This is a genomic window from Bombilactobacillus sp. ESL1097 (assembly GCF_058107205.1).
In genome coordinates this window covers 354,942-370,966 of sequence record NZ_JBYLUB010000002.1, presented here as the reverse complement: position 1 = coordinate 370,966, position 16,025 = coordinate 354,942, and the positions used below count along the sequence as shown (strand labels likewise).

6 protein-coding genes and 1 pseudogene are annotated in these 16,025 nt (G+C 41.1%); all 7 read right to left on the bottom strand.

All coding sequences use genetic code 11. The features are described from left to right. Window positions 1-81: 81 nt before the first annotated feature. The 7 genes and pseudogenes from AC3B6D_RS05755 to AC3B6D_RS05725 all read right to left on the bottom strand — a co-directional run bounded on the left by AC3B6D_RS05755 (window position 82) and on the right by AC3B6D_RS05725 (window position 15,840). Window positions 82-9,531: a mucin-binding protein gene (locus AC3B6D_RS05755; RefSeq protein ID WP_489775143.1), complete on the bottom strand. Its 9,450-nt coding sequence runs from the start codon at window positions 9,529-9,531 to the stop codon at window positions 82-84. Window positions 9,532-9,705: 174 nt separating this feature from the next. Next, entirely contained in the window at window positions 9,706-10,443 is a 738-nt protein-coding gene (locus AC3B6D_RS05750) for an amino acid ABC transporter ATP-binding protein (RefSeq protein ID WP_489758143.1), read from the bottom strand. After that, window positions 10,440-11,876 carry an amino acid ABC transporter substrate-binding protein/permease gene (locus tag AC3B6D_RS05745; RefSeq protein ID WP_489775313.1) on the bottom strand — a complete coding sequence of 479 codons (1,437 nt, stop codon included), beginning with the start codon at window positions 11,874-11,876 and terminating at the stop codon, window positions 10,440-10,442. The genes AC3B6D_RS05750 and AC3B6D_RS05745 overlap by 4 nt, the downstream gene beginning before the upstream one ends. Before the next feature lie 423 nt (window positions 11,877-12,299). Then, a pseudogene (locus AC3B6D_RS05740) lies at window positions 12,300-12,584 on the bottom strand (transporter substrate-binding domain-containing protein); the annotation flags it as partial. Window positions 12,585-12,862: 278 nt separating this feature from the next. Then, window positions 12,863-14,224 (bottom strand): threonine/serine exporter family protein, encoded by a 1,362-nt coding sequence (locus tag AC3B6D_RS05735; protein WP_489758142.1) that lies wholly within the window; start codon window positions 14,222-14,224, stop codon window positions 12,863-12,865. Window positions 14,225-14,362: 138 nt separating this feature from the next. After that, window positions 14,363-14,662 carry a glycine cleavage system H family protein gene (locus AC3B6D_RS05730; RefSeq protein ID WP_489758141.1) on the bottom strand — a complete coding sequence of 100 codons (300 nt, stop codon included), beginning with the start codon at window positions 14,660-14,662 and terminating at the stop codon, window positions 14,363-14,365. Window positions 14,663-14,718: 56 nt separating this feature from the next. Then, window positions 14,719-15,840, bottom strand: coding sequence for a 5-methyltetrahydropteroyltriglutamate--homocysteine S-methyltransferase (locus AC3B6D_RS05725; protein ID WP_489775142.1), 1,122 nt, complete (start codon window positions 15,838-15,840; stop codon window positions 14,719-14,721). Window positions 15,841-16,025: the final 185 nt, after the last annotated feature.

Genomic DNA, 16,025 nt, shown 5'->3' with positions numbered 1-16,025 from the left:
AAAATGCTTCATAGCAGTTGATTAAATTTCCAACTAGCTATGAAGCATTTTTCAGTTAACCTTTATTAATAATCCTTTTAACTATTCATCCCTTTCATCTTTTCGCTTCTTATTTGCTAAACCAAAGAAGCTTAATAATGTTCCTAACAATCCGAATCCCAATAATGACACGGTGCGGTCTTTTTGTTGATCATCAGACATTTGTGGTAATTTATTTTGAGCAGCAGATTGTGCTTTCTTTAAATTCTGTCCGGATAATGCATTCGGATCAAATTGTAGATTATGCGCTGCAGGCTGGTTGCCAGTTATCGTTCCATTAGGATTAGTTGCCGCAGAATTTGAAGTTTGTCCATTACTATTGGCACCTGTAGTGTTATTACCTGGAGTATTTCCAGTTGAATCATTACCTGAAGCAGTCTTTTGATAGTTAGCAACCACAATCACATCCGGATCGTTAGTATCAGCCACTGCACTGGCAACAACTTGAGTATCTGGAACATAACCTTGATTACTTAAATCTGGCACTACTTGTGTAGCAAAGTTTTGCGTGCGATTGATTTTGGCAAACGCTGCAGTTAAATCTTGGGTATCAACTTGACCATCACCATCAGTATCGTAACCTAACAGCTGACCGGTTGTTTTATTGACCACAGCAGCAATTTGATAAACAACTTGCTGCATCGTTGGTGAGCTCAAAGTATTACCATATTGATCTTGATACTTAATAATTCTCGTAACTGTCTTTTGCAGATCTTCTTGCGCAGTTCCTGTCGGCCAAACAACGCTTGGATTATTGCTGTCAATTGATTGACCTGGTTTAACATTATCGCTTGGTTTAACAACAATAATGTCATTGCTATTATTATCAGAATTATTGTCACTTGGCTGGTTATTATCAGGTACAGTTGGCGTAGTTCCACCACCATTATTATCAGCTTTATAAGTGACGGTCACGGTGCCAGCTTGTGTGCTTGCCGCTACGGTAGCTTGATCTGGCTTATAGCCTGAAACTGTTGGTGAAGTTACTGCAGCAAATGGAGCCTTAGCAAGTGCAGCAGCAATCGCAGCTGTCTTATCCTTGGTATCAGCTGTACCATTACCATCAGTATCGTAGCCTAAGAAACTACCATCTGCTTTATTCACAATTGCCGTTAACTGATAAGTCTTATTTTGGGTAATAGGAGTAGCTGCTTGAGTACCGTCACTCTTGACATAATTAATGATTCTTGTAGTTTCACCCGTTAAATTATTTGCCCAAGCTTCTTGTGGCATCTTCAGTGTAGTGCTATCACCGACTGGTGTTTGTGCATTGGCATTGTCAGCAACCGTTACTGGAATCGTACCAGTTTCTTCGGGTGGAGTAACTGAACCGCCATCGTTAGTGTAAAGAACAATAACATCACTAGGATCACTAGTTGCATCCACAACTTGTTGATTTGGAGTATAACCTGAAACTGGTGTCGATGTTATTGCAGCAAATGGGGTCTTTGCCAAAGCTGTTTTGATTGCCACATTCTTATCAGTGGTATCAGTTGACCCATTACCATCAGTATCATAGCCCTTAATTTGACCCGTTGCTTTATCAACAATTGCCGTTAAACTATAATCTTGGCTTTCTTGCTTAGCAACTGGAGCAGTAGTTCCATCACTCATGACATAACTAATAGTCTTTGTTGCAGTACCGTGCATAGTTACAGTAGTAATTCCTGTTGCTGGGGCGGTGCCCGGCTTTGTATAAACAACAACTATATCATTAGGGTCATTACTTGCGGCAACCGTAGTTTGACTTGGATCATAACCAGAAACACTTGGCGAATCTATCGCATCAAACGGTACCATAAATAAAGCAATTTTGATAGCTTCATCTTTATCAGTCGTATCAGCTGAGCCGTCACCGTTGGTATCATAACCCAACAATTGACCCGCTTTATCAACAATCGCGGTTAAACTATAATCTTTCGTTTGTAATTGTGAATCCGGAGCTAAACTACCATCATTCATGACATAATAAACAGATCTGGTGGCCGTACCGTTAATTTTGACTGAAGTCGTATCCGTTACTGGCGGTGTAGTTCCGCCACCATTATCAGCGGCAGTGTAAGTTACCGTCACTGTTCCGGCTTGTGTGCTTGCGGCTACTGTGGTTTGATCTGGTGTATAACCTGAAACTGTTGGTGAAGTTACTGCAGCAAATGGGTCTTGAGTAATGGCGGCAGCAATCGCTGTTGTCTTATCTTTCGTATCAGCCTTACCATTACCATCAGTATCATAACCTAAGAAACTACCATCTGCTTTATTCACAATTGCTGTTAACTGATAAGTCTTACTTTGAGTAACAGGGGTAGCTGCTTGAGAACCATCACTCTTGACATAATTGATAGTTCTCGTGGTTTCACCTGTTAAGTTACTTGCCCAAGCTTCTTGTGGCATCTTCAATGTAGTGCTATCACCGACTGGGGTTTGAGCATTGGCATTATCAGCAGCCGTCACTGGAATCGTATCATTTTCTTCAGGTGGAGTTGTACCATCAGCAGTATAAGTTACCGTCACTGTTCCGGCTTGCGTGCCTGCGGCTACTGTGGTTTGATCTGGTGTATAACCTGAAACTGTTGGTGAAGTTACTGCAGCAAATTGATCTTGAGTAATGGCAGCAGCAATCGCAGCTGTCTTATCTTTCGTGTCAGCCTTACCATTACCATCAGTATCATAGCCTAAGAAACTACCATCTGCTTTATTCACAATTGCTGTTAACTGATAAGTCTTACTTTGAGTAACAGGAGTAGCTACTTGAGAACCATCACTCTTGACATAATTGATAGTTCTCGTGGTTTCACCTGTTAAATTACTTGCCCATGCTTCTTGTGGCATTTTCAACGTAGTGCTATCACCTACTGGTGTTTGATCATTGGCATTATCAGCAGCTGTCACTGGAATCGTATCATTTTCTTCAGGTGGAGTTGTACCATCAGCAGTGTAAGTTACCGTCACTGTTCCGGCTTGCGTGCCTGCTGCCACTGTAGCTTGATCTGGTGTATAGCCTGAAACTGTTGGTGAAGTTACTGCAGCAAATTGATCTTGAGTAATGGCAGCAGCAATCGCTGTTGTCTTATCTTTCGTATCAGCCACTCCATCACCAGTTGTATCATAACCTAAGAAAGTCCCGTCAGCTTTATTCACAATTGCTGTTAACTGATAAGTCTTACTTTGAGTAACAGGGGTAGCTGCTTGAGAACCATCACTCTTGACATAATTGATAGTTCTCGTGGTTTCACCTGTTAAGTTACTTGCCCAAGCTTCTTGTGGCATCTTCAATGTAGTGCTATCACCGACTGGGGTTTGAGCATTGGCATTATCAGCAGCCGTCACTGGAATCGTATCATTTTCTTCAGGTGGAGTTGTACCATCAGCAGTGTAAGTTACCGTCACTGTTCCGGCTTGCGTGCCTGCTGCCACTGTAGCTTGATCTGGTGTATAGCCTGAAACTGTTGGTGAAGTTACTGCAGCAAATTGATCTTGAGTAATGGCAGCAGCAATCGCTGTTGTCTTATCTTTCGTATCAGCCACTCCATCACCAGTTGTATCATAACCTAAGAAAGTCCCGTCAGCTTTATTCACAATTGCTGTTAACTGATAAGTCTTACTTTGAGTAACAGGGGTAGCTGCTTGAGAACCATCACTCTTGACATAATTGATAGTTCTCGTGGTTTCACCTGTTAAGTTACTTGCCCAAGCTTCTTGTGGCATCTTCAATGTAGTGCTATCACCGACTGGGGTTTGAGCATTGGCATTATCAGCAGCCGTCACTGGAATCGTATCATTTTCTTCAGGTGGAGTTGTACCATCAGCAGTGTAAGTTACCGTCACTGTTCCGGCTTGCGTGCCTGCTGCCACTGTAGCTTGATCTGGTGTATAGCCTGAAACTGTTGGTGAAGTTACTGCAGCAAATTGATCTTGAGTAATGGCAGCAGCAATCGCTGTTGTCTTATCTTTCGTATCAGCCACTCCATCACCAGTTGTATCATAACCTAAGAAAGTCCCGTCAGCTTTATTCACAATTGCTGTTAACTGATAAGTCTTACTTTGAGTAACAGGAGTAGCTACTTGAGAACCATCACTCTTGACATAATTGATAGTTCTCGTGGTTTCACCTGTTAAATTACTTGCCCATGCTTCTTGTGGCATTTTCAACGTAGTGCTATCACCTACTGGGGTATTACCATTAGCGTTATCACCAGCAGTTACTGGGATTGTACCAGTTGCCATGTTATCAGGCGTATAAGTGACGGTCACTGTTAAAGTATTCTGATTAGCAGCAGCGTCACCGGCAGCATTTTTATCAGCATTACCATTTAAGACCGGTGCAACATTTTCAATCACTGCTTTATCAGGTTTATAGCCAGTAACGGTTGGCGAAGTTACAGAAGTAAAAGTCTTATCTCCAAATGATTGCCGAATAGCATCTTGCTGGTTCGTGGTATCAACTTTACCATCAGTATCAGTATCGTAACCAATAAATTTTCCCGTAACAGCATTGACAATCGCCGTCAAATGATAAGGAATTTCCTGCGAACTTTCTGCAGCAACCTCCGTACCATCAGCTTTAACATACTTAATTACCAATTTGGCAGAACCAGTCAAGTTTTCCTTCCAAGCAGCCGCCGGTGTCGGTAAGTTACTGCCGGTTTGCAATGGCGTATTTTTATCATGATTATCGCTATCTTTAATCGTAACAGTTGCTTGCGGTGTATAAGTGACTGTTACGGTTTCAGCATCCAAATTGGCAGCTTTTGAATCAACAACTGATTGATCAGGTGTATAATTAGCAATTTCTGGCGATTGAGCTTCATAGAAAGTTCGACCACTAATTGCCTTTTTAATAGCCTCGTTCTTAGCATCAGTAGCATTAGCTGCAATATCAACGTTACCATCACCGTCGGTATCATAGCCCAAGAAAGCCCCGGTAAAGTCCACAATAGCCGTCAAACTGTACGGTACCACTTGAACCACTGGCGTTGCTGCAGGGCTACCATCAGCCATGACATACTTGATCGTCCGCGTCACGTTCCCTGTTAAGTTATCCTTCGTAGCTTCTATTGGCGTAGTTGCTTTACTACCTGGTTCCACTGGTTGCCCTACGCTATGAGCTGCCCCGCCAGAAATCGGTAAAGTCCGATTCTTAGTGTAAGTGACTATCACATCTGGAGTAGCATTAGCTGCTGAACTTGCTTCTACAGTTGGTGTATCTACTGAATAGCCTAATTGTGTTGGTGAGGTTACCGCTGCAAACTCACTCTTGTTTTTTGTTAAATATTCATCAATCGCATAATCTTTATCTTGCGTATCAGCTTGCCCATCACCAGTCGTATCGTAGCCCATGAAGGCACCAGTGGAATCCACAACTGCTGTTAAATGATACTCAATACTCTGAACGTGATCTTCAGCAGCTGTTGAGTCAGGTAAGCTGGAGCCGTCTTTGGATTTATAATGAATAGTACGCTGAACAGTTCCATTTAATGCTGCTGGCTTAGCTTCATCTGGTAAAGTAATCGTTGTGCCTTCATGATCAATGGTCGTAGCATCACTAGCTAACTCTTCACCCTTAACCGGAATCAAATCATTCGCGGTGTAATAAACTTTAATATCTTTTGTATCACGGCTCGCAGCTACTTCTTTCGTACTTGGAGTATAACCAGTTACGGTTGGAGACGGTTGGTCATAAAAGGTCCGATCTTTTAACGCAGCCGCAACCGCCGTATCTTTATCCTGAGTATCTGCCATTTTATCACCCGTGGTATCATAGCCAAGGAATTTGCCGGTAGTGGCATCCACAATACCAGTCAATTGATAATTAACTGTCTGCTTAACTATCACATTATTTGAATTATTAGGATCTGGATCGACATTTAAGCCACTTGCAACTTCATTAGCCACGTCCTTATTTGGTGTAACATAAATAATATTCCGAGATACTGTACCATTTAAGTTAGCCCCTGTAGCTTCTTCTGGAACCTTATACTGACTACCAGGTTCAATTAAATCATCAGTAGTTTGATCACCACCAGTAATGGCAATCGTACGATTCTTTGCATATTTGACGGTTACGGTCAAATTATCCATATTTGCGTCAGTAGCAGCGACAGTTGCTTGATCAGGTGTATAACCTGCAACCGTTGGTGTTGGTTGAGCATAAAATGAACGCTGATTTTGATTAATATAGGAAGTGACAGCAGCTTTTTTATCTTTAGTTTCGGCGGTACTACCATCGCCATCGGTATCATAGCCAACAAAAGCACCAGTATTCGCATTTACCACGGCTGTTAAATGATAATCCACCAACTGCGGCACTGAAACGACCGTATTACCATCATCATCAGTTAATATTAGATATGGCACACCGACACTACCATCAGGTTCTTCTTGCTTACCTAAAGCCTCCTTGATCTCACTCAAAGCAGCTGGATCATCAGCTGGTACTACATAATTGATTGTCCGTTGCACATTACCCGTTAAGTTAATTTTCCAAGCTTCTTCGGGCATCTTCACCGAACTGTCAGTTTCTACTGGTGTATCACCCTTCGCATTAGCAGAATCCTTCACTGGGATAAAGCGATTTTTCGTATAGTTAACTGTTACAGTTTGATCGCTACTATCATAAGGAATTGCTACAGCTGCTACAGTGCCCACATCGGGAGTTCCATAATCTTGAGCACTTAAGTTCGGCGAAACAACAGCTGCTGCCGTTAATGATTGTGGATAGTTCTGATTGATAGCTGTCTGCTTATCAGTGGTTAAAGAACCATCTGGTAAAACGTAACCATCAAAGTGAATGCCGGTAACTTTACCGTCAGTCTTCTCTTCGGTAAATTGTGCAATCACCTGGTAATCAATAATTTGCGTGACTGGCTTAGAGACTTGAGCTCCTGTATCTTTATCAACATAATTAATCGTGCGCGTAATTTTCTTTCTTAAATTGCTTGCCATGGCTTCTTGTGGCCATTGAGGACTATCAGAGTCATCTTGATCAACAATATACCCCGGTTGTAAATCCATTGCAGCGTTTGCTTGAATTGTATCTTCACTCAAAACTGGTAATTTAGAATAATAAACTGTCACATCTTTTGTTCCAGGCACAGCCGAACTAGCAGTCACAAATGGTTGATCTGGAGTGGAATAACCTGATACACTTGGAGATTCTTGTTGTTGGAAGTTTTTAGCGACTTTCGTCACCGCCGCGTCTTTCGCGTCAGCAGTAGAAGCAAAATCACTTAACAAGACGTCAGCTTTGCCATCGTTATCGGTATCATAACCTAAGAATTGATCATTATTCCCTTTATCAATGACCCCCGTTAATTGGTAATCAGCCTGTTGGACAACATCCGGACTAATCGGAATCCCCGGTTTAGCTTGATCTTGATAATGAATGGTACGATGAACGGTATCTACTAAATCATCAGCTTTTACTGTATCGGGTAAATCATCGCCGGTCGTCACCATTGCTAAACCAGTATCGGGAAGCTTAGATTGAACATAATAAACATCAACATCATATGGTTCATCTTCTTGGCGCGCAATGGCTTGTTCTACCACCGCTTGACTGGGCGCATTGTACCCATCAACATTCGGTGAAGTTACTGCCGCAAAGCTCTTAGCATTAGGATTCGTTGTCGAGCCTGCTGCCCCAATGGTCTGCAATGCTTGGTTTTTATCTTTCGTATCCGCTTGGCCATCACCATTAGTATCGTAGCCTAAAAAAGTTCCATCATCACTCACAACTGCTGAGAGATAATAATTAACAGTTTGCGTCACAGTAGGCGCAATTGATTGATTAGTTGCACCATTTAAATAATTAATCGTCCGCGTAATTGGGACAACTAAGTTGGATTTATAAGCTTCTGCGGGGGCCGCAACACTGGTTCCTGGTAAATTACTACCTTCTACTAAATTATCTTGATCAGTAATGACTTGTTGGCCGGATTGTGCTACGGGTTTATAAACATAAGTAACCGTCTTACCACTCGTACTACTGTCTAAAGTTCCGGTTTTTGGCAGTCCCGTGGAATCTACAGCTACGTATTGATAACCCGCAATCTCTGGCGGTTCTTGGGCAGTATAAGTCTTACCATCTGCACTGATCGTAACTGTTTGAGAAACTGTTCCTTTGCCAATAGGATTACCGTTCAGATCAACATAATTCAAATTGACAAATTGGGCAGGTTTGAATTTAAATTGATCAATTTGGAATTCTTGTAAGTTCGTATTCCAACCTGTCGAAGCCGCCATCATTAAGGATACTGAACGATACATATCGGTATCTGGAATGTCTTTCGTCCAAACCATGGTGACACCATTAGTGGTCTTGAACGTAATTTTTAATTCACGAGTGCTGGCGGTATAAGTTACCGTAAAATCATGTAGCGAATTATTTAAATTATTATCGGCCAAACCTTGAACAGACTTTTGGTCAACAGTAGCCCACCAACGTGGATAATCTTTACCATCAGTTCCTTTGACATTTTTAAAAGAAGTCGTGACAAAGGCACCATAAGCGTAATAACCATTTGGCTGATCAGCATCCCAACCAAACTCATTATCAGAATTACTTGGATCGGGGGCTTGATAATCTTCATTTGGATAAGTATCTAGCTTAAAGCCAAAAGCATTTTGTAAACCACCAATCCCGAGGTTACCACCAAAGGCTCCAATATCATCGGTATTACCAGTATGAATGGCAAAGCTGACACCATCAGCACCACCATAATAACTGGGCTTATCGCCCAAACGAACTTTGCCACTTAACGAAAAATCATTACTTAAGTCAATCTTTTTCTTTAAGCTAAAACTGCCGACATGAGAACGATCATCTGGTGTAAAAGTAAATAAACCGGTACTTGGATCATAGGAACCACTACCACTGTAATCAAAATAATCTAAAAAATTATCTTTGGTAACGGTGGCAATCCCATTCTGGTCAATCCCCGAATCTCGTAAAACATCTTGATAGGAAACTTGTTGGGGTGCTGTTGCAGTAGTGCTACGTAATAAAGAATTAGTGGCGTTCGACTGTACAGCGGTTGAACTTGCTGGAGTAGTAGTTACTGGCTCATGAATAGCAGTTTGATTATTAGTTGTAGAATTAGTAGTTGACTGAACTGTATTATTCGACTGAACTGCTGTTGCTGCCGGAATTTGATTAGTAGTTGTTGTATTCGAATTAACTGTCGCAGCAGATTCAGCAATAGGAGTGGCAGATGCTGGCGTTTGCGCCACTGGAGCAGGCTTTTCTTGCTCGGTTGGCACCGATGGTGTAACAGATGAAGTAGAACTATCAGAATTGCTGCTAGCCAGTACTTGATCGACGCTTTTGGCATCATCACCACTTACGGTTGCCGCTTGCGTTGTCATATTATTTAAATTAGCGCCAAACAAGAAAATAGTTGACGTCGTAATTGCTGCAAACACCCAGTGCTTCTTAGCTTTGTACATTTTATAATGAACTTTTTGGTCTTGCGTATATTTTGTATATTTCGACATCATCCAGCCTCCATTATGTCTATTGTTCAAAAAATAAGAACATTCTTAATACGCATTCATAATATAGCGTTTCCACCCAAAATAAAATTAAAACGCTTGTGAACAAAAAGCCAACTTGATCTTTTTTAGACCAAGTTGGCTAATAATACAGTATTAATTTTTTAAATCTTATTTTTAAACATTCAAAACTTTATCTAAAAAGTCCTGCAAACGTTGATTTTGTGGATGCTCAAAAATTTGTTGGGGTTCGCCTTGTTCCTGAATCTTACCCGAATCCACAAAGACTACCCGATCGGCAACTTCTTTGGCAAAACCCATTTCGTGCGTCACCACAATCATGGTCATTCCTCTTTTGGCTAAATCTTTCATAACTGCCAAAACGTCCCCAACCATTTCCGGATCTAGTGCTGAGGTTGGTTCATCAAATAACATGACATTCGGATCCATCGCCAAAGCGCGGGCAATCGCCACTCGCTGTTGTTGTCCACCTGACAAAGACTGCACAGTCGCATCAAATTTATCGGACAAACCGACCGTTTCTAACAATTGTTGGGCACTCTTTTGCGCCTGTTCTTTGGTTTGCTTTTTTAATTCGACTGGCGCCAACATAATGTTCTGGCCCACAGTTAAGTTATGAAACAAGTTAAAATGCTGAAAAACCATCCCAATATTTTCCCGCACTTGATTCATATTCGTCTTGGGATCAGCAATATTAATACCATCAACTAAAACACTACCTGAAGTTGGTTCTTCTAACTTATTGAGTGTCCGTAAAAGCGTACTCTTACCAGAACCAGAAGGACCAATGATGACCACAACTTCATTATCTTGAACCGTTAAGTCAATTCCTTTCAGCACTTCATTAGTGCCGTAGGTTTTAACTAAATTTTTCACTTCGACTTTGGTACTCATCCTTGTGTCCTCCTTTGCACCCAATTAGATAACCAAGTTAATAGAGTAATTACAACGACGTAAATAATCGCAATAATGGTCCAAACTTTAAAGCCTTCTAAGTTTCTAGCAATAATAATTTTTCCGGTTTGGGTTAATTCCAAAATTCCAATAATAGATAAAATGGACGTATCTTTTAACGTAATAATAAACTGATTAATAAATGACGGAATCATAATCTTAATTCCTTGCGGCAAAATAACTTTACGCATTGCTTTACCAAATGGCAAACCTAAACTACGAGCCGCTTCCATCTGTCCCACATCGACTGCTTCAATTCCGCCTTTAACAAAAGCGGCAATATACGCGCCTTCGTTTAAGGTTAATGTAATCGTTCCAGCTAAAAAGGCGGGAATTTTTTGGCCAGTTAAGCTAGGAATTCCAGTATAGATAAATAATGCCAAGACTAATAGCGGCATGCCCCGGAACAGATAAATCACTGTACTAGAAATCCAATGACAGAATTTCATTGGCACAACACCTAATAAACCGATAATGACGCCAAAGATTGTTGCAAAAATAATGGCAACTACGGTTAACCACATGGTTTCAACAAAACCGGACCACAGCGCACCTTTATTTTGTTTCAACAAACCGATAAAGCTCCGATCTTCATGATCAGCTCCTGCTTTAGCAACGCCTTTATCTGCCTTACCACCAAGATATTTAGCTTTAATATCATCATAGGTACCACTAGCCTTAATATTGGTTAGGCCTTGATTGAAAGCTTTCAGTAATTCTTGATTTTGGCCTTTTTTAACAGCAAAACCATACGGTGCTTTTAATGCCGGCTTGGTAACAATTTTCAGATTAGTGCCTTTTTTAATCGCATATTGCATGACTGGCTGATCTTCAAAACAAGCCGCCGAATTACCAGTTAACACATCTTGGTACATGTTATTGGAATCATCAAACGTGACTGTCTTAAAACCATATTTGTGTTTAATACTATTAGCGTATTGCGCACCAGCCGTCCCCGTCTTAACTGCTACTTTTTTACCACGTAACTGGCTCAAACTAGTTACTCGACCCTTATCCGAAGTAGCCATGACGACCCCAGAATGATAATACGGATCGGAAAAATCTAATTTGGCTTGACGTTCTGGTGTAATTGACATGCCGGCCATGACCCCGTCAATTTGGCCAGATTCAACGGCTTGCACAGCAGCATTAAAGCCCAGCGGTTTGATCTTTACCTTAAAGCCTTGATCCTTAGCAATCTTCTTGACAACATCAATATCAATACCGACGTATTGATTATTTTTATTGGCAAATTCAAACGGTGGAAAAGTCACATCAGTCCCAATGGTAAAAGTCTGACCTTTAACTGCGGAGTGCGTCTTACCGCCCAAATACTTGGCCACAATTTTGTCATAGGTTCCATTAGCCTTAATCTTTTTAAAGCCGGCATTAAACTGCCGGAGCAATTCCTGATGCGTACCCTTTTTCACACCGAAACCGTACCAACCACCTTGTGCTGGTTTGGTAACAATTTTTAATTTCATACCTTGATTAATCGCATATTGCATCACTGGTTGATCTTCAAAACAGGCCACCGAATTGCCCGTTACAACGTCTTGGTACATGTTGTTAGAATCATCAAACGTGACTGTTTTAAAGCCGTAACGCTTCTTCAGCTTCGTAGCGTATTGAGCAGCCGCTGTTCCTGTTTTAATCGCTACTCGTTTGCCTTTTAACTGTTTAAAATCTTTGATGGAGCTATCTTTACCAACAGCCATGACAACCCCAGTTTTAAAATAGGGGGTTCCAAAATCAAACTTGGCCTGTCGTTCCGGAGTAATTGTCATTCCGGCCATGACACCATCCAACTGTCCTGCTTGTGCGGACTGCACAGCAGAATTAAAACCAACTTGTTTGGTATTGACTTTAAAGCCCTCTTCTTTAGCGACGGCATTAATAATATCAATGTCAATGCCGATATATTTATTTTGATCGTTTGCAAATTCAAACGGCGGATAAGTAACGTCGGTTCCAATTTGGTAGGTCTTAGCCTGGACATGATGACTAGTAAGACTAAAGCATGTCCAGAAGCTAAATATCAACACTAACCAACTACTTAGTGTTTTTAAATGACTTTTCATCAATATCACTCCATTTATTAAATAAATTTAAACCCTCCATTAATTCCTAAAGACTCAGTGGTAACTACTTCAACATCTCCTTTGCTAAATTATTCTAAATTAAAGTTTAATGATACACCATTAACGCTTCTTCAGCATAATAAATATTAAGTCATAATTTTACTCTAAAATAATTAAGTTGTCATTTATTTACCCGCAAATCCGCTCAAGAATAGGCAAACGCGCCGAGCTAGTCTAGACCAATTAACCCCATTCTTGAAAAAATTGCACTTTTGAGTTTAACTCGCCCGTCGCCAATCAGAATCCATCAAGACTCGCGCTAAGATTAAACCTAGTGGTAAAAAGATGACAATCATCATCGCATTCAATAGCCATTGAGAACCTTGTGAAATCGCACCGACGCCTAAATAATACATTGCTCGATACATATATAAACCGGGAACCATAATTACAATAGCAGGTACGGTTAAACTAATCCGCGGATAATGAAACTTTTTATGGATAATTGATGCTAATAAACCGGCCACTAAGGCCCCGACAAAAGCGGCCGCAGCGGGCGGCAAAGTAGTTAAATCAACTAATTCTAAGCGTAAAGTATTAGCAATGGCACCATTAAAAGCGGCCAGAGTCGCCATTTTTTTGGAACTGTTAAACATCACAGAAAAACCGAATACTCCACAAAAACTCGCTGGAAACCGAAGCACTGCTAACAACCACGGATTCAACCCTAAGGGCACAAAATTATCGGGCCGTAAGTCACTGGCTAAGGCGACCATCCAGCCGACTAAGGTCGCGACCATGATAATCGTGACAGCATGAACAAAGCGTTCAATGCCCGAGCGCATATCCAATTTAGCAATATCTAAACCACTGGTAATAAACGGAAATCCCGGAATAGCGAATAACATCGAACCAATGTAACCCGCTTCATGCGCCACATTGATATGCAAACTAAATTCTAAGGTTCTGGAAATGACTAAATAAGTTAAACAAGCCACCGCCACTCCTGCTGCTAGACCTGCAAAGAGTGTTAAATGCTTACTATTCATTAACGACCGGACATAATTACCTAAACCAGCCCCGACAAAAGTACAAAACATTTCGACTGGACCACCGCCCAACAAAAAGACGAAGGCACTACAAGCTACTGCCGCGGCTAGCCCCAATATCAAAGGAGAATAATTTTTGGGTCGCTGTTGAATTTTATCCAGTAAATGATGAATTTTGCCAACACTTAAAAAAGCGCCTTCTTCTTCAAAAAGCGCTACAAAATTTTCCATGGCTGCTAATTTAGTCGTATCTACCCCACTGCTAGCTAACGATAAAGCTTCTGTCACACTGCGGTACTCATCTTGCCCATCAAAACAACTGTACGAAATCGAAACCAAACCGATATCCGCTGAACACGTCACTTTTAAAATCCGCGCAATCGTATTCATTGAGTCGCGCACGCGCCACGCTCCCGTACCGGAAGCTAACATAATCATGCCCACTCGTCCAATAATCGTAGCTTTTTCCATCAAGGAAGCATTGACTGCAGTTTGCTTTAAATGCTGGGCCACAACTCGGGACCAGGGAATATCCATATGATTTTTCGCAGCTAAATGAAAATGGGGTTGTAATTTTTTATCATTAGGCACTAAATTCGCCAACCTTTTTTGTACAATTTAAAATTTAATCAACTGCTTTTCATTATAGCATACCTGTTTTCAGTAAAATGCTTCTACCAGTCGTGAGACTTTTAAGTAGCAAAATTGATCAACCATTAATATTTTAATTTAAGCTAATTCTACAATCCAATTATGTTGCTGATCAGTTTCATTTAACAATTCTGGATGCTCTACCAAAGCTTGATTAAACTGAACAACTCGGCCAGCGCAGGGCGTATGCAATTCCGTCACTGCTTTATCACTCTCCACTGATAGTAAGAAATCGCCGACGTTTAATTCGCTAACTTGCGGCAAATCAACAAACCCGACACTTCCTACTTCCTCTTGTCCTTTAGGCGCCAAACCAACGCGTGTATGCCCATTAGTTAGCTTTTGCTGCCAAAAATAATCCGCTTCTTCATTATCCATTTGCTTACCTCCATCATCTTTATTAAACATATTTTAATTATACTGCTCTTTTTAAACTACGCATCCCAAACTTCATGCGCCACGTCTTGAAGCAGCTGAATTTTAGCCCATTGTTGTTGTTCGGTTAAAATATTTCCTTCCTCAGTTGAAGCAAAACCACATTGAGGACTCAAAGCCAAGTTTTCTAATGGATGATACTGACTAGCCACCTGCAGCCGTTGAATTAATTGGGCTTTGTCTTCTAATTGCCCCGACTTGCTCGTCACTAAGCCCAAAACCACGCGCGTATCCGCTGGAATAGCTTGAATTACTTCTAAGCTGCCAGCTCGCTTTGTATCATATTCCAAATAAAAACTTTGAACCTGCTCTTTTTTAAATAAAAAATCTGCCACGCTCTCATAACCTCCGGCCACAAACCAAGTGGAATGATAATTACCACGACAAATATGCGTATTAATAGTTAACTCTGACGGGGCACAAACAATCACTGCATTATTTAAATCGACAAATTGTTGCTTAATTTGGGCAATACGAGCTGGAGTTTGTGTTTGATGCAGCGTCCAGTCAATGATCTGCCCCCAAGAACAATCATCAAACTGAACTAACTGACAACCTGCTGCGGCTAAATCTATTAAAACCTGTTGATAGGCAGTTGTAATAGCTTGCAGTAATTTGTCCTCATGAGGATAAAACTGCCGCACACTATCCTGATTTTCTGGTCGACTTAACTCCGCTAATAATTGACTCGGTGCTGGAATGGTTTGCTTAACTAATAAATTATCCGGCGTGTGCGCCTGCGTAAATTTAAAGTGCTCCACAAACGGATGTTGTTCTCCACTAATCGGACCGTTCAGATTAACGGTCTCATTTCGAGTTTGTTCACCATGAAATTGGTAACCCGTTTGCGCTTGAGCCTTTTGTAAACCATTTAATCCCCAGAAAAAGTCTAAGTGCCACCAACTGCGGCGAAATTCGCCATCTGTCACGACTTTTAAGCCCGAATTCGCCTCTTGCTTTAATAAGTCAATAATCGCTTGATTCTCAACTTGTTTTAAATCCTGGGCACTTATTTTGTGTTCAGTAAAAGCCTGGCGCGCCTGTTTTAAATTTGCTGGGCGCAAAAAACTACCGACGATATCATAATGTAATGCTGCTAATGGATTAACCTGTTGTTCCATAATTATCCTCCTTAGATTACTGCGAAATCGGCCTTGGCGAAAATCAAAAAAAGCGTCCTACATGAATTCATGCAGGACGCACTTAGCGTGTTACCACCTTTTTTTAGCAGTATCTCACAATACTACTCTTAATCAGTACCTTTCATACTGAAACAAGTTATCAGTTGTTAACCGCAAGTTAAACT

What these genes read in the sequence shown, in the direction of transcription:
- AC3B6D_RS05730 (WP_489758141.1), bottom strand. Translation starts at nt 14,662, where the DNA reads ATGGATAATGAAGAAGCGGATTATTTTTGGCAGCAAAAGCTAACTAAT.
- AC3B6D_RS05725 (WP_489775142.1), bottom strand. Translation starts at nt 15,840, where the DNA reads ATGGAACAACAGGTTAATCCATTAGCAGCATTACATTATGATATCGTC.
- AC3B6D_RS05750 (WP_489758143.1), bottom strand. Translation starts at nt 10,443, where the DNA reads ATGAGTACCAAAGTCGAAGTGAAAAATTTAGTTAAAACCTACGGCACT.
- AC3B6D_RS05755 (WP_489775143.1), bottom strand. Translation starts at nt 9,531, where the DNA reads ATGTCGAAATATACAAAATATACGCAAGACCAAAAAGTTCATTATAAA.